This window comes from Pseudomonas sp. ICMP 460, assembly GCF_002723595.1.
Classification (GTDB): Bacteria; Pseudomonadota; Gammaproteobacteria; order Pseudomonadales; family Pseudomonadaceae; genus Aquipseudomonas; species Aquipseudomonas kitaguniensis.
Window position 1 is genome coordinate 157,414 of sequence record NZ_LKBR01000079.1, and the last position, 21,383, is coordinate 178,796.

General features: G+C 59.6%; 19 protein-coding genes. 6 read left to right on the forward strand and 13 right to left on the reverse strand.

The genetic code is table 11. The annotated features are described in order from the left end of the window. Complete coding sequence (rlmKL, locus tag AO240_RS26765) at positions 1-2,271, reverse strand: bifunctional 23S rRNA (guanine(2069)-N(7))-methyltransferase RlmK/23S rRNA (guanine(2445)-N(2))-methyltransferase RlmL (protein ID WP_099240652.1); 2,271 nt, start codon at positions 2,269-2,271, stop codon at positions 1-3. 529 nt (positions 2,272-2,800) lie between these two features. Here rlmKL and rmf point away from each other — a divergent pair. Further along, entirely contained in the window at positions 2,801-3,016 is a 216-nt protein-coding gene (gene rmf, locus AO240_RS26770) for a ribosome modulation factor (protein WP_002553055.1), read from the forward strand. 132 nt (positions 3,017-3,148) lie between these two features. On the opposite strand, the gene AO240_RS26775 is transcribed toward rmf, so the two are convergent. The 4 genes from AO240_RS26775 to sctC form a co-directional block, all read right to left on the reverse strand. Continuing rightward, complete coding sequence (locus AO240_RS26775) at positions 3,149-4,174, reverse strand: quinone-dependent dihydroorotate dehydrogenase (protein ID WP_099240655.1); 1,026 nt, start codon at positions 4,172-4,174, stop codon at positions 3,149-3,151. An 86-nt stretch (positions 4,175-4,260) separates the two neighbouring features. Next, the gene (locus tag AO240_RS26780; RefSeq protein ID WP_099240658.1) at positions 4,261-4,716 is read right to left on the reverse strand and encodes a transglycosylase SLT domain-containing protein; all 456 of its coding nucleotides are present in this window, start codon (positions 4,714-4,716) and stop codon (positions 4,261-4,263) included. Positions 4,717-4,719: 3 nt separating this feature from the next. After that, the gene (locus AO240_RS26785) at positions 4,720-5,118 is read right to left on the reverse strand and encodes a winged helix-turn-helix domain-containing protein (protein WP_099240661.1); all 399 of its coding nucleotides are present in this window, start codon (positions 5,116-5,118) and stop codon (positions 4,720-4,722) included. A 213-nt stretch (positions 5,119-5,331) separates the two neighbouring features. Next, a complete protein-coding gene (gene sctC / locus AO240_RS26790; protein ID WP_099240664.1) occupies positions 5,332-6,822 on the reverse strand; it encodes a type III secretion system outer membrane ring subunit SctC in 1,491 nt (496 codons plus the stop codon). Between the two features lie 247 nt (positions 6,823-7,069). Between sctC and AO240_RS26795 the strand changes: the two genes are divergently transcribed. From AO240_RS26795 to cobA, 5 genes are all read left to right on the forward strand, one after another. Beyond that, positions 7,070-8,296 carry a CmpA/NrtA family ABC transporter substrate-binding protein gene (locus AO240_RS26795; protein WP_099240666.1) on the forward strand — a complete coding sequence of 409 codons (1,227 nt, stop codon included), beginning with the start codon at positions 7,070-7,072 and terminating at the stop codon, positions 8,294-8,296. 13 nt (positions 8,297-8,309) lie between these two features. Beyond that, complete coding sequence (locus AO240_RS26800; protein WP_058412261.1) at positions 8,310-8,885, forward strand: ANTAR domain-containing response regulator; 576 nt, start codon at positions 8,310-8,312, stop codon at positions 8,883-8,885. Between the two features lie 221 nt (positions 8,886-9,106). Next, positions 9,107-10,318 carry a NarK/NasA family nitrate transporter gene (locus tag AO240_RS26805; protein ID WP_099240668.1) on the forward strand — a complete coding sequence of 404 codons (1,212 nt, stop codon included), beginning with the start codon at positions 9,107-9,109 and terminating at the stop codon, positions 10,316-10,318. Then, on the forward strand, positions 10,318-11,988 hold the full coding sequence (locus AO240_RS26810; protein ID WP_099240670.1) for a bifunctional protein-serine/threonine kinase/phosphatase: 1,671 nt from the start codon (positions 10,318-10,320) through the stop codon (positions 11,986-11,988). Before AO240_RS26805 ends, AO240_RS26810 begins: the two co-directional genes overlap by 1 nt. Before the next feature lie 281 nt (positions 11,989-12,269). Next, complete coding sequence (gene cobA, locus AO240_RS26815; RefSeq protein WP_099240672.1) at positions 12,270-13,013, forward strand: uroporphyrinogen-III C-methyltransferase; 744 nt, start codon at positions 12,270-12,272, stop codon at positions 13,011-13,013. A 60-nt stretch (positions 13,014-13,073) separates the two neighbouring features. Here the strand turns inward: cobA and AO240_RS26820 are convergent, their stop codons facing one another. The 8 genes from AO240_RS26820 to ppsA all read right to left on the reverse strand — a co-directional run bounded on the left by AO240_RS26820 (position 13,074) and on the right by ppsA (position 21,215). Continuing rightward, a complete protein-coding gene (locus AO240_RS26820; RefSeq protein ID WP_099240674.1) occupies positions 13,074-14,057 on the reverse strand; it encodes an OmpA family protein in 984 nt (327 codons plus the stop codon). A 107-nt stretch (positions 14,058-14,164) separates the two neighbouring features. Further along, on the reverse strand, positions 14,165-14,755 hold the full coding sequence (sigX, locus tag AO240_RS26825; RefSeq protein ID WP_058412266.1) for an RNA polymerase sigma factor SigX: 591 nt from the start codon (positions 14,753-14,755) through the stop codon (positions 14,165-14,167). 84 nt (positions 14,756-14,839) lie between these two features. Then, positions 14,840-15,664: a mechanosensitive ion channel domain-containing protein gene (locus AO240_RS26830; RefSeq protein ID WP_058412267.1), complete on the reverse strand. Its 825-nt coding sequence runs from the start codon at positions 15,662-15,664 to the stop codon at positions 14,840-14,842. A 2-nt stretch (positions 15,665-15,666) separates the two neighbouring features. Continuing rightward, a complete protein-coding gene (locus tag AO240_RS26835) occupies positions 15,667-15,912 on the reverse strand; it encodes a CrfX protein (protein WP_099240676.1) in 246 nt (81 codons plus the stop codon). Positions 15,913-15,998: 86 nt separating this feature from the next. Beyond that, positions 15,999-16,994, reverse strand: coding sequence for a zinc transporter ZntB (locus tag AO240_RS26840; protein ID WP_099240678.1), 996 nt, complete (start codon positions 16,992-16,994; stop codon positions 15,999-16,001). A gap of 27 nt (positions 16,995-17,021) precedes the next feature. Further along, positions 17,022-17,513 (reverse strand): ribonuclease E activity regulator RraA, encoded by a 492-nt coding sequence (gene rraA / locus AO240_RS26845; protein ID WP_058412270.1) that lies wholly within the window; start codon positions 17,511-17,513, stop codon positions 17,022-17,024. Positions 17,514-17,743: 230 nt separating this feature from the next. Next, positions 17,744-18,733, reverse strand: a complete 990-nt coding sequence (locus AO240_RS26850; protein ID WP_099240680.1) for an alpha/beta fold hydrolase — start codon at positions 18,731-18,733, stop codon at positions 17,744-17,746. Between the two features lie 106 nt (positions 18,734-18,839). Beyond that, positions 18,840-21,215 carry a phosphoenolpyruvate synthase gene (gene ppsA / locus AO240_RS26855; RefSeq protein WP_099240682.1) on the reverse strand — a complete coding sequence of 792 codons (2,376 nt, stop codon included), beginning with the start codon at positions 21,213-21,215 and terminating at the stop codon, positions 18,840-18,842. Positions 21,216-21,383 lie beyond the last annotated feature (168 nt).

A 21,383-nucleotide genomic window follows, 5' to 3' on the forward strand; every position in this document is an offset into this window, starting at 1 on the left:
TCAGCGAGCGGTGATTTTCCAGGCCCGATGGATCTTCGCGTTACGCGCAAAATCCGGGTCGAGAGTCTTGTCGCTGATTTCCTCAACCGCGTAACGTTCGCTGAGGTTGTCCTCCAGCGCGAACTTGCGGAAGTTGTTCGAGAAGTACAGCACGCCGCCCGGTGCCAGCCGGGCCATGGCCAGGTCGAGCAGTTGCACATGGTCGCGCTGCACATCGAAGATGCCTTCCATGCGCTTGGAGTTGGAGAACGTCGGCGGGTCGATGAAGATCAAGTCGAACTCATCGCGGCTGGCTTCCAGCCATGCCATCACATCACCCTGCTCCAGACGGTTTTTGTCAGAGAAACCGTTGAGCGAGAAGTTGCGACGCGCCCAGTCCAGGTAAGTCTTCGACAAGTCGACGCTGGTGGTGCTGCGCGCGCCGCCCTTGGCTGCGTGCACGCTGGCGGTGGCGGTGTAGCAATACAGGTTGAGGAAACGCTTGCCGGCGGCTTCTTTCTGGATGCGCATGCGCATCGGGCGGTGATCCAGAAACAGGCCGGTGTCCAGGTAGTCGGTGAGGTTGACCAGCAGCTTCACGCCACCTTCGCTGACCTCAGTGAACTTGCCCTGCGCGCTCTGGCGCTCGTATTGCTTGGTGCCGCTTTGGCGCTCACGACGCTTGACCACCACGCGGCTCTTGTCGACGTTCAGCGCCTGCGGAATCGCCGCCAAGGCATCGAACATACGCGCGGAGGCTTTTTCCGGGTCGATGGATTTAGGCGCGGCGTATTCCTGCACATGCACCCAATCGTGGTAGAGGTCGATGGCCATCGAGTATTCCGGCATGTCGGCATCGTACACACGGTAGCAGTCCACGCCTTCGCGCTTGGCCCATTTGCCGAGCAGCTTCAGGTTCTTCTGCAAGCGGTTGGCGAACATCTGCCCGCCTTCGCTCAGGCGCGCCTGTTCAACCACGGGCGCAGGCGCCGGGGCAGGTTTGATCGGGTTGCCGTTCTTGTTGTACTGGCGCTCTTGCGGCTCGGTCGGGGTCTGGTCGTAAGCCGCTTGCTCACGCTCGGCCTGACGTTGCTCCGGCGTGCGGCGCTCGCCGGTCACGAACTGGTCCGGGTTGACCTTTATCAGCAGCAATTTGCACGGCAAGGCGCCGTTCCAGAATGAATACTGTTTGTGGCTGCGGATGCCCATGCGCTTGCCGAGGTCCGGCGCGCCGGTGAACACCGCCGCTTCCCAGCCCATGCAGGCCTGGCGCAAACGCTCACCGAGGTTCTGGTAGAGATACAACAGGCTGGCTTCGTCACCCAAACGCTCGCCGTAAGGAGGGTTGCAGATCACCAGGCCCTTCTGGTTCTGGTCAGGGCGCGGCTCGAAGGTGCCGACTTCGCCCTGGTACACCTTGATCCAGTGGCTTAAGCCTGCGCGTTCGATGTTGTTGCGTGCCGGTTGAATCAAACGCGGGTCGGCTTCATAGCCACGCACCCACAACGGCGCTTTGTTCATGCCGATAGCGGCACGCTCGGAGGCCTCGGTGTGCAGCTTCTTCCAAAGCGCCGGGACGTGGCCAAGCCAGGTGGTGAAACCCCACAGTTCACGGTTGAGGTTGGGCGCCATGTCGGCGGCAATCATCGCGCCTTCCACCAGGAAGGTGCCCACGCCGCACATCGGGTCGGTCAGCGCGCCGCCTTCGGCAGCAATGCGTGGCCAGCCGGCACGAATCAGAATCGCCGCCGCGAGGTTTTCTTTCAACGGCGCGGCGCCCTGCTGCAAGCGGTAGCCGCGCTGGTGCAGGCTGTGGCCAGAGAGGTCGAGGGAGAGGATTGCTTCGCCACGGTCCAGGCGCAAATGGATGCGCAGGTCCGGGTTGATCTTGTCGATGGACGGGCGTTCGCCGGTGGGCGTGCGCAGCTTGTCGACAATTGCATCCTTGACCTTCAGCGCGCCGAAGTGGGTGTTGTCGATGCCCGAGCCGTGGCCACTGAACTCCACCGCCAGCGAACCGTCGGCAACCATGTGGTCTGCCCATTCGATGTCCAGCACGCCGTGGTAAAGGTCTTCGGCGTCCTTCATCGGGAAGCGCTTGAGCACCAGCAACACGCGGTTCGCCAGGCGCGACCAGAGACACAGGCGGTAGGCGGTTTCCATGTCGGCCATGCCGCGCACGGCCGAGGTGTGCTCGCGGGCTTCCTCAAGGCCAAGCCCGACGGCTTCCTCGATCAGCAGGCCTTCGAGGCCCTTGGGGCAGGTGAGGAAGAGTTCAAAACGGTCCGACATGGGTAATCCAGGCTTTTCAGCAATAAATGAACGGGCGACGCATCGCCGGCTCGGTTTTCAATCAAGCACTTTTCTTGAAGAGTGCTCGCGTGGCACGAATGTGCCGTTCCACCCCGGCTGCCGGGCCTTTGGGCCTTGAATGCAGGGGCAGATCAATAATTGATGCAACAAAAAGAAATATTCCGACCCTTCGTCGAATAATAACCGACTGCAACGGGCGGACATTCTCACTAACAGGTGAAACCCATCCTGTTTGCAGGGCACATCATAGCTGGGTTTACCTGATAATTGGGGCGAAAAGCCATCCCAGCTTATGGCTATAGCATCGTTATCGTTACGTGCTTATGACAAAACGATCATTGAATCCATGTGGCCTATTGGTTAGAACTCAACACAGGTCAGCGCCGTAACGGCACTGACACACAGGCTCGCCACGCCGGCAGCGAGCCCACCAACGGCAGAAAACTCTGCCTGGCCTCGCACGAGGCCGAAGGATATCAAGACAGTCAACAAGTGAGGGAAACACCCTATGAGAAGACTTAAGCGTGATCCGTTGGAAAGAGCATTTTTACGCGGATATCAGTATGGCGTTCATGGCAAATCCCGTGAGCTTTGCCCATTTACTCTACCGTCGGTACGCCAAGCCTGGATCAACGGCTGGCGAGAAGGACGCGGCGACAATTGGGACGGTATGACCGGCACTGCGGGGATCCACAGACTCAACGAACTTCACGCCGTCGGCTAACACAGGGCATTTAATCCGACATATCAGCTTAAATACCACGTGACGACTTAACCACGCACGCCCCATCCGGGCGGCGGGCTTCGGCCCAGGGGCTCCTTTATGGAGCCCTTTTTAATGGGTAACGCGCCAGCCTCAGGCCTTGGGCAACGCCGCAATCGCATCCACCGACTGGCGAATCAGCGCCGGGCCTTTGTAGATGAAGCCCGAGTAGAGCTGCACCAGGCTTGCGCCGGCGGCGATTTTTTCGGCCGCATGCTTGCCCTCGGTGATGCCGCCGACCGCGATGATCGGCAAACGCCCCGCCAGTTCAGCGGCGAGTACCTTGACGATGTGGGTGCTCTTGTCGCGTACCGGTGCGCCCGACAGCCCGCCCGCTTGATCGGCCTGCGCCAACCCTTCAACACCGACACGGCTGAGGGTGGTGTTGGTCGCGATCACCGCATCCATGCCCGAATCCACCAGGGCCTGCGCCACCAGCACGGTTTCTTCATCGCTCATGTCCGGCGCAATCTTGATGGCCAGCGGCACGTGTTTGCCATAACGAGCCGCCAACGCTTGTTGACGCTGACGCAAGGCTTCGAGCAACTGCTTAAGCGAATCGCCGAACTGCAGGCTGCGCAGGCCAGGGGTATTTGGCGAGCTGACGTTAACCGTGACGTAGCTGGCGTGCGCGTAAACCTTGTCCAGGCAGATCAGGTAATCATCCACCGCGCGCTCTACCGGGGTATCGAAGTTCTTGCCGATATTGATACCGAGAATGCCTTTGTACTTCGCCGCTTGAACACGCGACAGCAAATGGTCAACGCCCAGGTTATTGAAGCCCATGCGGTTAATGATTGCCTCGGCTTCCGGCAAGCGAAAAATGCGTGGCTTGGGGTTGCCCGGTTGTGGCCGTGGCGTCACGGTGCCCACTTCGACAAACCCGAAGCCCAGTTGCGCAAAACCGTCGATGGCCGTGCCGTTCTTGTCCAGGCCGGCCGCCAACCCGACCGGGTTCGGAAAATCGAGCCCCATCACCGACACCGGCAGTTTTACCGGCGCCTTGCATACCAGACCATTAAGCCCCAGGCGGCCACCGGCACCGATCAGGTCCAGGGACAGATCGTGCGAGGTTTCCGGGGAGAGTTTGAACAACAACTGGCGGGCCAAGGTATACATGGGCGGGCGAGACTCGGATGGCGGCAAAAGGTGGCGCCGATTATAGCCGGGGTGGCGCGCCAGGTGCGAGGTGCGCCGCCCAATCGTCAGTGGCGCTGCGCAACCAACGCCTCATACCGAGCCCATATTTTTTCGGCATAACGCATGCGTAACGTCTCACGCTCAGGTGAGCCGCCTGCGTTGTAGGAGCCCACGGCGGTCCAGTTGTAGCCGAAACGCTGAATGAACTCGGCAAGGATCGAGGCCGCCACTTCGACTGACAAACACGGTTCACTCAACAGCCGGTCTTCGGTAATGCCCAGCTTGAGCAGACGCGGCAGATGCATGCTGTTGATCTGCATCAGGCCAATATCCCGCGAGCCATCGGTGTTGCTATGGTTCATCGCTTCTGTGCGGTAACCCGATTCCACGGCGGCGATGGCCTGCAGCAACTCCGGTTCGATGTCGTAGCGGCTGGCTACCTCATTCCAACAACTGGCCCAGGCCTGATGGCTGCCCATCATGACGCACAGCAGCAAGCCTTGGCTCAGACGCTTAATCATGGGTCACCTGGCCACAGGCCGAACAGACGTGCCGCACGCCCGCACGCCCGCGCGCTCGGGGTTGCGCGGTTCGTGACGCTCAATGTGCACGGCGCAGGTAAAGCGGTAACCCTGGCCATAGATGGTCTTGATAAACCCTTTGTCTTGCTTGAGGTATTTACGCAACGCATAGATGCAGCGGGTCAGCGACTCTTCTGCGACCTCACCACGCGGCCAGACCACTTCAAGCAAACGATCCTTGGTGATCAATGCCCCCTCGGCGTCCAACAGCAGCCGCAGCACATGCCACTCTTTGGGCGGCAGCTGAATATCGACGCTTTCGCCGGTCAAGCGGCCATCGCCCTGCAAGGTCCAACCGGCAAACACCCGTGAGGCCGCAAGCGCTTCATTCACGAGGGTCATACACACCTCTGCATCCGACTACTGACATTGAATTCCTTGCTTCCAAAAACGGCCGATACGGCAACATCACGACTATAAAAACCTGAGTCGCTAACAACGTTAGGAAAAAACCCATTTGATCGAGGCATTTGGCATGCGCTGCGTAGGACTTTTCGCAGTCATGCGCAGCAAGCGCTTGGGCAAGCGTCAAGATGTACGCTTAAGTCGGCTATTTCATTCAGCGACCTCACGGTTTTCACGCACAAACGCACGCTGCACACGCTCATATTGGCCCTGAGTCAGCGATGGCGGGCCGACGGCGCCAGCCAACATCCTGGTGTCGAGCCCTACCGCACGCGCCTGGATCACAAATAGCCGTACTTGCGCACGTCGGCCGCGCGCGCTCGCCTCGTCGTCACGCCGAAAAGCGCCCAGCCAAAGACGCTTGCCCTGAGGCACGCGCACCACCGTGCTGATACCGACTCGCCCCACCCCACCTGCCGCGCCGGGTTTGAGTTTGCTGTCGAGCTGACGGTCATCCTTCAGGGTCAGCAGCATTTCGATCTGATTCGATTCGACAAAACGCGCAAGCACACTGGCATCAGTGCCATACCGCACGGGCTGCCAGTCTCGGTCATCGTCCCCGGAGCCTTGCAGGTAAAACGTATGGTTATCCTGGAAAACCGCCGGAACGTTTTCCTCTGTGAGCACCACGGGGAACGCGGTAACCCGGGCTTTACGGCGACGCTCCAGCGCACCGAGCTGCAGCATCAAGCGCTTGTCGTCCAACGGTTCCAACACGCGCTTCGGCGACGGCGAATCGTTGCTGCCCTGAGCCCAGGACGCATCGATTTTCTGAAGTTCGTCGCGGTCTACGTCTACCTGCCACAGCGACACTTCAACCGGCCGCTTGGGTGTGTCGAGCGCCTCCACCAGCGCCTCAATCACTGCCACCTGGTCGGGTTTGCCCTTGACCAACAAGCTGTTGGAGTCAGGGTAGGCCATCACCAACAGGCTCCTGTCGGCCAGTAAACTCACGGGGCGCTGCGCGCCGCCCTTCTGCTCGATGGCCAACAGGGCGTCGATCATCGAGGCCATGCCCGGCACAATGACCTTCTCGTCAGCCATGGCGTACTGACGGTCGGCCACGTGGGTATTGAACACCTGCACCACACCGAAGGTCTGCGCACCTACGCGCACCTCGCGGGGTGGTTTGTCCATCAGTTGGGACAGGTGCAGTACCTGGTCGACATAATCAGGTGGCCCGGACACATAGAACGTGCGCGCACCGCTCTCGCGCAGGGGGAAGCGTGATTCATCCAGCCCCGATCGGCGCATATACCCTCGCAGCCTGTCGACAGCGATATGCCGCAGTGCCACCGCAGAGCTTTTCGCCTCGCCTGCGTCATAGAGATAAAACACTTGCCCGTTGCTGTACCAGATCAGCCCTTGCTGCTGCGCAACCGCCTCGAGCGTGAGTTGCGGCGCCGCCAGATCGAAGGCCCCGGAAATGCGTTTACGTGCGACTTCGCGGCTGACCACTACAGGCAAGCCCAGCGGCACCGACAGCGCGGTAAAAAAAGTGTGCAAGCTTTCATCCCGCGCCAGGTAGCTGTCGCCCTGGGCATGAACATTTGCTGACAACAATGCGAGGCACATTAACCAGACATGCAACCAGTGATGCGGCCAGTGGTGGCGCATCATGGCCGGGGAATCGATAAACACCGTGGGGTTCCTGGCAGTCTGGCGTAAAGAGGCGGCCATACTGAAAGGCAGACGCGTTTGAATCTTGATGGAAAGCTGACGGAGACTGCGCCTGCCTGCGCGTGGCATGTGCCTTGCTACGAACTCCGCATAAGCGCGCGCACCAACGTCGGAGCGTGCCTACCGACAAAGGCGTCGTTATCCTGCAATGGCCTGTAGCGCCATCCCGGGAAACGACGCTTTTTTTTGACAGATAAGGTAGGTGTTGATGAACGATTCGGTCGACAACAGCCCAGTGAACAATCCGCTGGCTTGGGTAAATGGCAGTGACGCTCCGGAAAAGAGCAGCCTCGACCTGGGCTTCATGGCGCTGACCGACTGCGCCTCACTGGTGGTGGCCGCGACCCAAGGCTTCGCCCAACCGTTCGGCCTGACCTTGAACCTCAAGCGCCAATCATCCTGGGCCAACCTGCGCGACAAGTTGGTCAGCGGTGAACTGGACGCGGCGCAAAGCCTGTATGGGCTGGTTTACGCGGTGCATTTGGGCATTGGCGGCGTAGCGCCTACCGACATGGCCGTACTGATGGGGCTCAACCAAAACGGCCAGAGCATCAACCTGTCAAACAGCCTGCAACAGCAGGGGGTGGTCACTCCTGAGGCACTCGATCGCCACGTGCACCAAAGCCGTACAAAACTGACTTTCGCTCAAACATTCCCCACCGGCACGCACGCCATGTGGCTGTATTACTGGCTGGCGAGCCAAGGCATTCATCCGTTGCAGGATGTGAACAGCGTAGTGGTGCCGCCGCCGCAGATGGTCGCGCACCTGCAAGCCGGGCGCATCGATGGCTTCTGTGCCGGCGAACCGTGGTGCGCCAGTGCGGTAAAACACCACCAGGGCTTTACCCTGGCAACCACACAGGCGATCTGGCCGGACCATCCAGAAAAAGTCCTCGGCTGCACTCAGGCCTTTGTCGACCAATACCCCAATACCGCGCGCGTGCTGGTGATGGCGGTACTTGAAGCCAGCCGCTTTATCGAACAAAGCCAGGAAAACCGCCGTTCTACCGCGCAGTTGTTGAGCGCCCGCGAATACCTTGACGCACCGCTTGATTGCATCGAGCCGCGCTTGCTGGGGGCCTATGATGACGGTCTGGGCAACCAATGGCAGGACCCGCATGCATTGCGCTTTTTCGGTGATGGCGAGGTGAACCTGCCCTACCTGTCAGACGGCATGTGGTTCATGACTCAATTCCGCCGTTGGGGGTTGCTGCGTGAAGACCCGGACTACGTGGGCATCGCGCGTCAGGTGCAGCAATTGGACCTGTATCGCCAGGCCGCCAACGCTGTCGGCGTGCCAGCAACCCCCGAGGACATGCGCAGCAGCCAATTGATCGACGGCAAAATCTGGAACGGCTCCGACCCCGCCGCCTACGCCCGCAGCTTCCGCTTGCATGCGATGGCGGACGATTCCAGCCGCCAAGCGCTGCGCTGACAGGACGACCGATATGTTGCGAATACTGTTGATCAACGACACCCCGCGCAAGGTCGGCCGTCTCAAGGCTGCGCTGACGGAGGCCGGGTTTGAGGTGATCGATGAGTCCGGCCTGACCATCGACCTGCCCGCGCGCGTCGAAACAGTGCGCCCGGACGTGATTCTGATCGATACCGAGTCACCTGGCCGCGATGTGATGGAGCAAGTGGTGCTGGTCAGCCGCGACCAACCACGGCCAATCGTGATGTTTACCGACGAACACGACCCCAGCGTCATGCGCCAGGCGATCAAGTCCGGCGTCAGCGCGTATATCGTCGAAGGCATCCAGGCCCAGCGCCTGCAACCGATCCTTGATGTGGCCATGGCGCGCTTTGAAAGTGACCAGTCGTTGCGCGCGCAGCTGCACGCACGCGACCAGCAGTTGGCCGAACGTAAACGCATCGAGCTGGCCAAAGGCATGCTGATGAAAATGAAGCACTGCAATGAGGAAGAGGCCTACACCCTGATGCGCCGCCAAGCCATGAGCCGCCAGCAGAAACTGATTCAGGTGGCGGAGCAGATCATCGCAATGAGCGAGTTGCTCGGCTGAACAAACGATCGCGTTGGCGCAGGACTTGCTAAGCATTCATTACAGGTAACCAACGGCGGTTGCCCCCTCTACGACAAAGACGTCGCCCATCCGGTTTGCCGAGCAAACCCGGTGGCGGCGTTTTTTCGTTTTGGCCCCAGTTCATGGGGCCGGTGGGGCGGCCTCAACCGGCTGTTCCATCACCGGCCTTCTTACAAGACTCCCAACCGTTGAGGTGCGTGATGAAATCAAGCTTCTGGAAATCCGGGCACACCCCGACCCTGTTTGCCGCGTTCCTGTATTTCGACCTGAGCTTCATGGTCTGGTACTTGTTAGGCCCACTGGCGATACAGATCGCGGCCGACTTGCACCTGACCACTCAGCAACGTGGCCTGATGGTAGCGACGCCGATTCTGGCGGGCGCGGTGCTGCGCTTTCTGATGGGCATGCTGGCCGACAAACTGTCGCCCAAGACCGCCGGGCTGATCGGCCAGGTGATTGTGATCGCAGCCTTGTTCGGGGCTTGGAAACTCGGGGTGCACAGCTACGAGCAAGCCCTGCTGCTGGGCGTATTCCTCGGCATGGCCGGTGCGTCTTTTGCGGTCGCCCTGCCGTTAGCCTCCCAGTGGTACCCGGCCGAACACCAAGGCAAGGCCATGGGCATCGCCGGCGCTGGCAACTCCGGCACCGTGTTTGCTGCATTGCTCGCGCCGTTATTGGCTGCGGCGTATGGCTGGAGCAATGTGTTTGGCTTCGCGCTGATTCCGTTGATTCTCACCCTGATCGTCTTCGCGTGGCTGGCACGCAATGCGCCTGAACGCCCGAAAGCCAAATCCATGGCCGACTATTTTAAAGCCTTGGGCGACCGTGACAGCTGGTGGTTCATGTTCTTCTACAGCGTGACCTTTGGCGGTTTTATCGGCCTGGCCAGCGCCCTGCCCGGCTACTTCAACGACCAATACGGCCTGAGCGCGGTGACCGCCGGTTACTACACCGCCGCTTGCGTGTTTGGCGGCAGCCTGATGCGCCCACTGGGTGGCGCGCTGGCTGACCGTTTCGGCGGTATTCGGACCCTGCTCGGCATGTACGGCGTGGCAGCCGTGTGCATCGCTGCGGTGGGTTTCAACCTGCCAAGTTCTTACGCTGCACTGGCGCTCTTCGTCTGCACCATGCTCGGCCTCGGCGCAGGCAATGGCGCAGTGTTCCAACTGGTGCCGCAACGCTTTCGCCGCGAGATCGGCGTAATGACCGGCCTGATCGGCATGGCTGGTGGTATCGGCGGCTTCGCCCTGGCGGCCGGCATGGGCGCAATCAAACAGAGCACCGGCAGTTATCAGATGGCCCTGTGGTTGTTCGCCAGCCTTGGTGTATTGGCCTGGTTCGGCCTGCACGGTGTTAAACGCCGTTGGAGAACCACGTGGGGTTCGGCCGCGGTGACTGCCGCACGCGTCTGATGAGCTTGCAACTGAGCGTCGCCCAAGCCAGCGCTATCGGCCCTCGGGCGGAAAACCAGGACGCACTGCGGGTGGTCACTCCCGTGGCGGAACTGGCCGCGAGTAAGGGCTACCTGTGCGCCATCGCCGATGGCGTCAGCCAATGCGCCGACGGTGGCCTGGCCGCGCGTTCGACCTTGCAAGCACTGGCCCTGGACTACTACGCCACGCCGCAAACCTGGGGTGTGGCGCAGGCACTCGAACGTTTATTGCTCGCACAAAATCGCTGGCTGCAGGCCAACGGCGGTGGTCAGCCGTTGCTGACCACGCTCAGTGCGCTGGTATTTCGTGGCCAGCGTTTTACCCTGGCGCATGTCGGTGATTGCCGGGTGTATCGCTGGCTGGACGGCGAGTTGCAGCGCATCAGCGAAGACCATGTGTGGGAACAACCGGGCATGCAGCATGTGCTCAAGCGCGCCCTGGGTCTGGACCAACATTTGGTGCTGGATTTTCTCGACGGTGAACTGCGCGAGGGTGAGTGTTTCCTGCTTCTTAGCGATGGCGTGTGGGCCACGTTGGGCGATCACAGCATCAGCGCGATTTTGCGCGAGCAAACTGACCTCGACCTGGCAGTCAACACACTGGTTAACGCCGCGCATTTGGCTGCCAGCCAGGATAACGCCAGCGCCTTACTGGTGCGCATCGACAAGCTCGGCGCCGCCACGCTTGGCGATGCGCTGGTGCAGTTACAGCAATGGCCACTGCCACCGCCACTGAAAGCCGGGCAGCGCTTTGAAGGCTGGCAGGTTGAAAGCGTGCTGGCGCAGAGTCGGCAGTCGCTGCTGTACCGGGTACGCGATGCCCAACAGCAACCCTGGCTACTGAAAACCTTGCCGCTCAGCCGCGACGATGACAACGATGCGGGCCAAGCCTTGCTGGCGGAGGAATGGTTTTTGCGCAGGGTTGCCGGGCGCGCGTTCCCTGAAGTGCATGCGGCCAGCGGGCGTCAGCATTTGTACTATGTAATGCGCGAGTACCCAGGGCTTACCCTTGCCGCGCTGTTCCAGCGCCAAGGCCCGCTGCCCTTGGCGCAATGGCAGTCAATCGCCGAGCGTTTGCTACGCGCCGTGGGCTTGTTGCACCGACGCCAGATACTGCACCGCGACATAAAACCGGAAAACCTGCTGCTGGGCGACGATGGCGAACTGCGCGTGCTGGATTTCGGCCTCGCCTACTGCCCGGGGCTCTCCGAAGACCGCGCGCACTTGCTGCCTGGCACGCCGAGCTTTATTGCACCCGAGGCGTTCAGTGGCGAGCGTCCTACGCCGCAACAGGATTTGTACAGTGTTGGCGTGAGCCTGTATTACCTGCTGACCGGGCATTACCCCTACGGCGAAATCGAAGCCTTCCAACGACCGCGTTTCGCCCAGCCTGTCAGCGCCAGTCGCTATCGCCCCGACCTGCCGGATTGGTTGCCACTCAGCTTGGAACGCGCGGTAGCGGCGCAACCGGGACAACGTTATGAAACCGCTGAAGAATGGTTACTGGTGCTGGAGCAGGCAGACCGCCGCGAATTAAACGTGCGGCCACGGCCGTTGCTGGAGCGTGAGCCGCTCAAGGTCTGGCAAACCCTGGCCACGGTCTCGCTGCTGGTCAATCTGGTGCTGCTGTACTGGTTGTTGCACCACTAAAAGGCAAATCCTTAGGTTGTTTCGACACCGAGCCGAATAAAACCGCTACCGGCTGACTTGGCACAGCCGCTGCATTGGTTAACCCAACAACATACATATACCCGCCCGTTCAACGTTGAAGGGGCGCGTTTCCCGAGAGAACGGGACCAGGACAAAGGCGTCCTCGCTAGGTAACCAGCGAGGACGCCTTTTTTGTTTGCGCGTGATGGGTCAAGCCGTTGCGCAGACAACAGCGCCTGGGTTCGCATAACCGTCAGCGAGAATGCTGTGAGGAGAACGACATGAACGCAAAAGTCTGGCTGGTGGGCGCAGGGCCTGGTGACCCGGAGTTATTGACCCTCAAGGCAGTGCGCGCCCTGCGCGAGGCCGACGTGGTGCTGATTGATGATTTGGTGAATTGTGCGGTACTCGAACACTGCGTTAACGCACGCGTGATCACCGTCGGCAAGCGCGGCGGTTGCCGTTCGACGCCGCAGGATTTTATCCACCGCCTGATGCTGCGTTACGCGCGCCAAGGCAAGTGCGTGGTACGCCTGAAGGGCGGTGACCCGTGTATTTTCGGTCGCGGCGGCGAAGAGGCGATGTGGCTACGCGAACGCGGGGTTGACGTTGAACTGGTCAACGGGATCACAGCGGGTTTGGCGGGCGCGACGAATTTCGATATTCCGCTGACGTTGCGCGGTGTAAGCCGCGGCGTAACGCTGGTCACGGCGCATACCCAGGATGACAGCAGCCTGAACTGGCGCGCACTGGCCGAGGGCGGGACGACATTGGTTGTGTACATGGGGGTGGCGAAGCTCGAAGAGGTTCGTCAACAGCTGCTGGACGGAGGGATGGCTGCAGACATGCCGGTGGCCATGATCGAAAACGCATCGCTGCCGCAACAGCGCGAATGCCGCAGCGACCTGTCACACATGCATAGGGATGCGCTGGCGTTCGCTCTCAAGAGCCCGGCCATTTTAGTGATCGGCAGTGTTGCCGCCACTGCGCAGGCCGCGTGCGTTGCAGCATCAGCCAGCGCTTGAGACAAATTGCAGGCGAAAAAAAGCCCGGCCTAAGCCGGGCTTTTTTCTACCACTCAGTAATTACTGAGCAGCTTGTGCTTCAACCGACGCTTCTACACGACGGTTAACAGCGCGACCAGCTTCAGTTGCGTTATCAGCAACTGGGCGGGATTCGCCGTAACCTACCGAAGTGATGCGGGAAGGAGCAACGCCATCTTTAACCAGGACTTGCTTAACAGCGTCAGCACGACGCTGCGACAGCTTCTGGTTGTAGGCGTCTGGACCGATGGAGTCAGTGTGACCAGCAACTTCTACGTTGGTAGCTGGGTACTGAGCCATGAAGTCGGCCAGGTTTTTCACGTCGCCGTAGCTGTTAGGCTTAACAACCGACTTGTCGAAGTCGAACTTCACGTCCAGCTCAACACGAACAACCTGAGCAACTGGAGCTTCTGGCTCTGGAGTTGGCTCTGGAGCTGGTGCTGGGGTAGGAGCTGGAGCTACTGCGCCAGCGTTACCGCCGAAGTTCACACCCAGGCCGACCAGTGCGGAGTAATCCCACTTGCCGTTGTCCAGAGCGTAGTCAGCTTCAACACCGGCACGAGCGTACAGGTTGTTGGTGAAGTAGTACTTCACACCAGCGCCAGCGATAGCCAGGGTGGACTGGTCGCGACCGCTGTGGCCGTCAGCTTGAACGTTGGTACGGCTCTGGTGGCCGAAACCGCCTTCAACGTACGGACGCAGGCTGTCAACGCCAGCCTGACCGAAGTGGTACTGAGCAGTCAGGCTGCCAGTGTCACCTTTGATCTTCTGGCTGCCAGTGCCGTCGTTCGAACGGGTGTGGTTAGTCTTGTCGTACGACAGGTTCAGCTCAAGGTCGTCGGTCAGGAAGTAACCAATACGAGCGCCTGGGTTGAAGCCGTCTTCGATGTGCTTAACGCTATCGTTGAACTGCTTTTTGTAGAACAGCTCGCCTTCAACTGCGCCTTGGCCTTGTGCCAGTGCGCCGAAAGAAGTAGCGGCAATAAGAGTACCAATGGCCAAGCCCAAGGTGTTTTTCAGTTTCATCCGTTAAATCCCCATCTGGTGATTGTAAAGCAGTCCCACAAACCGGGGGACAACTCGGCGACAAGTCTAACAGAACTTGCCTACACGTAAGAGATATTTGCCACGCACTAAGTTTCAGTCTCGCCCGCAAATTTCTCACGTAATTTATCAAGAGCACGTTTGTAACGCATTTTTGTAGCACTCAAGCCCATATGCATGATGTCAGCAATCTCCTGAAACTCGAGCTCTGCGACAAATCGCAGCACCAGAATTTCCCGGTCAATTGGATTCACATGCACCAGCCAGCGATCGAGCCCGGCCTTTTCCTCGGGTACCGGCGCCTTTTCTTCAGACGCTTCCTCAAGGGGGTCCAGGCTCAAAGCGTCCATCAAGCGACGCTTTCGCCGTTCCTTCCGATACTGTGTGATGCATTCGTTGTACGTGATGCTGTACAGCCAGGTCTTGAACTTCGATTTACCCTCGAAATTTTTCAAGCCGTACAACACCTTAAGCATCACTTCCTGACAGACATCGTCCGCATCTCTATCGTTCCCCAAATACCTTGAACAAACGTTGAACAGAGTGCGTTGATACCTGCGCATTAATTCTTCGTACGCACGGGTTACGTGAAAAAGCTCCGTGTGTGCACGCGCGACCAGCTCCTCATCAGAGAGCTCACGGGGGTCATAGCGCGTAGACAGCGTTTGGGCTTTATTCAAAACAACTCGTGCCGACAGTCAGGTCAATGTGCGCTACACCCGGTCAGCCGGGTTTGCGGCGGCGTACATTAGCAGGATGCCGGGTTAGCGGCTACTGACCTGCTGCTCCAGGAGAATTCGATTGGACAGCGACACCAGGTCCCCGTCATCGGTCAGCACCGTCGTCTTGACTGTGCCGATCTCCTCAATTTGCCCTTCGACCTCGCCTACACGTATCTGTTGCCCAACCTGATACAACTCACGCACATAGATCCCCGCAAGGATCTGACCGGCAATTTGCCGGCTCCCCAAGCCCATGGCCAGCGCAACAGCCAGACCAACGGTAATCAAAACAATCACGATCACGTGGTTGAGCAGGTCGGTTTTGACCTCCAACTGGCTGATCGCGACGGAAATGCTGATGATGATCACCAGCCCCTGAGCGATTCGCCCCAGGCCCGCAGCGTAGTCCAGCCCAACACCTTCGGCAGCCCCGCGCACCAGCCCATTGGCCAGTTGCGCCAGCAAAACGCCTACCAGCAGCACCAGCGCGCCGCCAAAAACTTTCGGCAAATACAGCGCAAGCATGTCGAGCGTAGCTGAAACTCGCTCAAGTCCAAGCGATTGAGCTGCAGAAACCAGAAAAATAAGTAAAACAAACCAATAGACGATCTTCCCGACCAGGGTAGAGATCGGCACTTGCAGCCCGGCGCGGCCTAACAGCTTGGTCAGGCCGGTGCCTCCCATCAATCGGTCGAGGCCCAGTTTTGCGAGTAATTTGGAGAGCAAGGTGTCGAGCAGCTTGGCCACCACAAAACCCAGCAACACCAGCACCAGTGCGCCAAACAGGTTGGGAATGAAATTCGCCACCTTCGTCCACAGCGCAGTCATCGCGGTGAACAGGCTCTGGGTCCAGAGATTAATTTCCATATTCAATCAGCCTTATCAGCAGTGCGAGCAACAGGTTTACGACGGGAAACCGGGGATATATGGGCCGAACCATTGTTCAGGGCCATCATCAACGCCGGCAACCAGCGACCGAGCAGACCGAACAGGTCACCCGCCCCCACCTGACGGTTGGCGGTTTTCAACACGCGGCCCAGGCATGCATCGTCGTCACGGTTGGACGGCGAAGCATTGAGCATGTCACGTAAAGACTGTTCGAACGGATCGTGCATAAAGACCTCTCGCAAGTGTTTTAAAAGACGAGGGTAAAATTCCTGAGGTCACATAAGACCTTTACTGCGTTCAGGCCATATTCAGCTCAAACCCAGCGCAATCGTCGAAACAGCCACCACTGCCCCAGTGCTACAGCCACCATCATCAGGCACGCAATCATAAAACCATAAGGGCTTGCGGAGAACGGAATACCGCCCACATTTATACCCAGCAAGCCGGTCAAAAAACTCATCGGCAGGAAGATTCCGGTGATGATCCCGAAGCGGTACATGGTGCGATTCATGCGCACGCTCAAGCGCCGATCCTCAGCCTCAAGCACAAGCCCCACGCGCTCCCGGGCCAATTCGAGCTCCTCCAGGTAGCGGGTCAGGCTGTTGTGTAGCTCGTTCCAATAATCGGCATCATCGTCACAGAACCACGGCAATTTGATCCGCGTCAGTTGCGCGAAAATATCCCGCTGCGGCGCAAGGAAACGCTTCAGGCCAGCGGCACGCCGGCGGATCTGCAAAACACTGCCATGCTCCGGCGTATACCGTTCGTCGGTATCAAGTTTTTCTTCCTCGAAATCGACGATTTCGGACAGGTCAGTCACCAGATCCTGCACTTTATTGGTCAGGTACTGCGCCATATAAAGGATGAGTTCGGACGCAGTTTTTGGGCCTTTGCCGTCCGCCAGCTGCACCAGCAATTCATCGGTTGCGCGCAGCGGGCGCAGGCGAAGTGAAATCACGCGGCTGGCCGCCGCAAAAATACGCACCGACACCATGTCTTCAGGTTCTGCGCCCGGGTTGAGGTTGACCCCACGCAGGAACAGCAGTAATTCGGCCTCCGGCAGTGGCAACAGGCGCGGGCGGGTGTTTTCCTCCAGCAGCAAGTCACAGGCGAACTCGCTCAAGCCACTGGCTTTGCGCAGCCAGGTCTGGGTTTGCGGATGGCTGCGATCCCAGTGCAGCCACAGGCTTTCCTGCGGCTGCAACTGCAAGTCGTCGAGCTCAGTCCGGGCAATCCAACGCGCACCGCCTTTACCGTCCAGCACCAGGGCATGCACCAGCCCCCATTGCGCGTTTTCTTCCTCGAACATCCTCACCCCTATCGGCTACTGCAGTTTTTATTCAGGCATTTTCAGCGGGCTTGGCGATACGATCACGCCATTATTGTCGGCGTAGAGGTACTCGCCCGGGCGGAACGTCACACCCGCGAAAGTCACCGCCACGTTGAGGTCGCCAATACCGCGCTTGTCGGTTTTCATCGGGTGAGTCGCCAGTGCCTGCACGCCCAAGTCGGTTTGGGCGATGACATCGACATCACGGATGCAGCCGTAAATCACCAGCCCTTCCCAACCATTTTTGGCGGCTTTCTCGGCGAGCATATCGCCCAACAAGGCGCGACGCAGGGAACCCCCACCGTCGACCACCAGCACCTTGCCAGCGCCTGGCTGATCAACCTGTTCCTTGACCAGAGAATTGTCTTCGAAGCATTTGAGGGTGACGATTTCGCCACCGAAGGAGTCTCGGCCGCCGAAATTACTGAACATCGGCTCGACTACCTGCACCAGGTCCGGGTAGGCGTCGCACAGGTCGGGCGTCACGTAATGGTTCATCGAGAAACTCCTGTTATCAAAGAAGAGGTCCAACATCCCAAGGTGTACATTAGAAAAACGCGTCGCAACAGGCATTCTTTAAGTGTTCCGCGTTTGACGGCGGCCATGATCAGACCCACCCCGGCGCAACGCAATAGGCACTGAGCGACTGAATATGACCAGAAGCGTTTAACGCGTCATAGTTTAGCCGCAACCACGCGCGAGTGAAACGCTTCGCGTAGAGCCTTGCGTCACGCCGTTTCCAACACCTGCGGGTGCGTTCCGGATAGAGGTGTCAGCGGATCTTTCAACCACCGCGCCACCAATGGCCACACTTCTGCCTGGGCGGCTTTGCTGACCAGCATCTCGACATGCCCGAAGTCGCTGGTAAAGCCCTGCCGGCGCCCCAGGCACAGGTATTGGCGATGCTCGGCGCCGACTTGTTCAAACAGCTTGCGGCACGCCCAATCCGGGTCTTGCTGATCACCCGCCGCACTGACGGCCAACAGCGGCACATCGACGTCGGCCAAGCCCTTCCACCAATCGCGTTCGGCGTCACCAAAGCGGCCGAACAGGCCATTCCAGCGCATCGCTTCAATCAGCACGCCCGCCGGTTCATCTTCGGGGCCGCGCTTAAGCGTCGGCCCGGACAGCTGGGCAAAACGTTTCAGGAGGAAACGGCCGCTCCACTCCACCAGCGGAATTTTCAGCGGCCAATGGCTGCGGCTGACCTGGCAGCCAAACAACGCCACGGACGCAGCCGCCGCCGCGCCCAAATGCTGACCACCCAGAGCCGCAGCCAGCGTGGTAGCGCCGAGCGAATGGCCGACCCAATGCGCAATCTGCCCGTTTTGCTCATGCACAAACGCGCCAATCGCAGGCAAATCGTAGCGTGCATAGTCTGCAACACGGTTTTTGGCGTACTGCTGATTGCGCTTGGACAAGCCATGCCCGCGCATTTCCGGGATCCACACATCAAACCCCTGGCGTGCCAAATAGGCACCCAGGCCGATGCCTTTGGGTGAGTACCAGAAACGCCGATTGGAAAAGCTACCGTGCAATAAAATCACCGGCGTGCCCCGGTTTTCCGGGACATCGGCCAAACCCAAACGGGTCAAGGCGAGCTCGACGGTACCGTCGGGGCTGTTGCCGGGTTTAAGCCGGTAAACATCTTCACTCAGGTCGCCGCGACGTTCAGCACTGATCAGGGCGACGGGAAACAGGTTGCTACTGCTTTGCATAATGCTCTTGCACAAAAAAGGGCGGCGTCCGGAAGGAGTTCCGCCCTGCACAGATAAGAATGCCGGTCACCCTTGACGGGTGACCGGCACTTTTTAAGGGTCAACCTTAAGCGGGCGCTTGGCCTTCTGCCAGGAAGAACCAGGTTTCCAGCACGGAATCGGGGTTCAGCGAGACACTCTCGATGCCCTGTTCCATCAGCCACAGGGCCAGGTCCGGGTGGTCGGAAGGGCCTTGGCCGCAAATGCCGATGTACTTGCCGGCCTTGTTACACGCCTGGATAGCGTTGGACAGCAGCTTCTTGACCGCAGGGTTACGCTCATCAAACAGGTGGGCGATGATCCCCGAGTCGCGGTCCAGGCCCAGCGTCAACTGGGTCAGGTCGTTGGAGCCGATAGAGAAGCCGTCGAAGAATTCGAGGAATTCCTCGGCCAGAATCGCATTGGAGGGCAGCTCGCACATCATGATCACGCGCAAGCCGTTTTCACCACGCGACAGACCGTTCTCCGCCAGCAGGTCGATCACCTGGCTCGCTTCGCCCAAGGTGCGCACGAACGGCACCATGATTTCAACGTTGGTCAGGCCCATCTCGTTGCGCACGCGCTTGAGGGCGCGGCACTCCAGCTCAAAGCAGTCGCGGAACGCTTCGCTGATGTAACGCGAGGCACCCCGGAAGCCCAGCATCGGGTTTTCTTCTTCCGGCTCATACAGCTTGCCGCCGATCAGGTTGGCGTATTCATTGGACTTGAAGTCCGACAGCCGCACGATGACTTTTTTCGGGTAAAACGCCGCTGCCAGGGTGCTGATGCCTTCGACCAGTTTCTCGACGTAAAAGCCTACCGGGTCGTTGTAACCGGCAATGCGCTTGTCGACGCTTTCCTTGATCTCCAGCGGCAGGCCGTCGTAGTTGAGCAGGGCCTTGGGGTGCACGCCGATCATGCGGTTGATGATGAACTCCAGGCGGGCCAGGCCCACACCGGCGTTCGGCAATTGCGCGAAGTCGAAGGCACGGTCCGGGTTGCCGACGTTCATCATGATCTTGAACGGCAGGTCGGGCATGGCATCGATGGAGTTTTGCTTGATGTCGAAGCCCAGCTCGCCTTCAAAGATGAAGCCGGTGTCGCCTTCAGCGCAGGAAACCGTGACGCCCTGGCCGTCTTTCAACAGCTGGGTGGCGTTGCCGCAACCGACGACTGCAGGAATACCCAGCTCACGCGCAATGATCGCCGCGTGGCAGGTACGCCCGCCACGGTTGGTGACGATGGCACTGGCGCGCTTCATCACCGGTTCCCAGTCCGGGTCGGTCATGTCGGACACCAACACGTCGCCTGGCTGAACCTTGTCCATCTCGGACACGTCCTTGATGATGCGCACCTTGCCCGCGCCGATGCGCTGGCCGATGGCACGGCCTTCGACCAGCACGGTGCCGGTTTCCTTGAGCAGGTAGCGTTCCATGACGTTGGCCGACGTGCGGCTTTTCACGGTTTCCGGGCGCGCCTGCACGATGTACAGCTTGCCGTCGTCACCGTCTTTGGCCCACTCGATGTCCATCGGGCACTTGTAGTGCTTTTCGATGATCATCGCTTGCTTGGCCAACTCGCTGACTTCGGCGTCGGTCAGGCAGAAGCGCGCGCGTTCGGCCTTGTCGACGTCAACGGTTTTCACCGAGCGACCGGCCTTGGCCTCGTCGCCGTAAATCATCTTGATCGCCTTGCTGCCCAGGTTGCGGCGCAGGATCGCCGGGCGACCGGCTTCAAGCGTATGTTTGTGTACGTAGAATTCGTCCGGGTTGACCGCGCCCTGCACGACCGTTTCGCCCAGGCCGTAGGCGCCGGTGATAAACACCACGTCACGAAAGCCGGATTCGGTGTCGAGGGTGAACATCACGCCGGCGGTGCCGGTTTCCGAACGCACCATGCGCTGCACACCGGCAGACAAGGCCACCAGCTTATGGTCGAAACCCTGGTGTACGCGGTAGGAAATGGCCCGGTCGTTGAACAGCGAGGCGAACACTTCCTTGGCCGCGCGAATCACGTTTTCGACGCCGCGAATATTCAGAAAGGTCTCTTGCTGGCCGGCAAACGAGGCGTCCGGCAGGTCTTCGGCGGTGGCCGAGGAGCGCACGGCGACGGCCATGTCCGGGTTGCCGGCCGACAGCGTGGCGAAGGCTACGCGGATTTCTTCGTTGAGCTTCTCCGGGAACTCGGCTTCCATGATCCATTGGCGGATCTGGCTGCCGGTCTTGGCCAGGGCGTTGACGTCGTCGACATCCAAAGCGTCCAGCGCAGCGTGGATCTGGTCGTTGAGGCCGCTCAGTTCGAGGAAATCGCGGTAAGCCTGGGCAGTGGTGGCGAAACCACCGGGCACCGAAACACCAGCGCCTGCAAGGTTACTGATCATCTCGCCGAGGGATGCGTTCTTGCCCCCCACATGCTCTACATCATGGACGCCGAGCTTATCGAGGGAAACTACGTACTCTACCAAGGTGATCTCTCCACTTTCTGTGTTGGAAAAGCTCAGGACGCCGGTTGCTCAGTAGGAGCATTCGCCAGCGCTTGTGGCCTGGACCTGGAAAATAAGTGAGAATGCGGCCCACTGCGGGACGGCAAAATCGCGCCTATCATATCCAAGATTCGCCATCAGCTTAAGGCC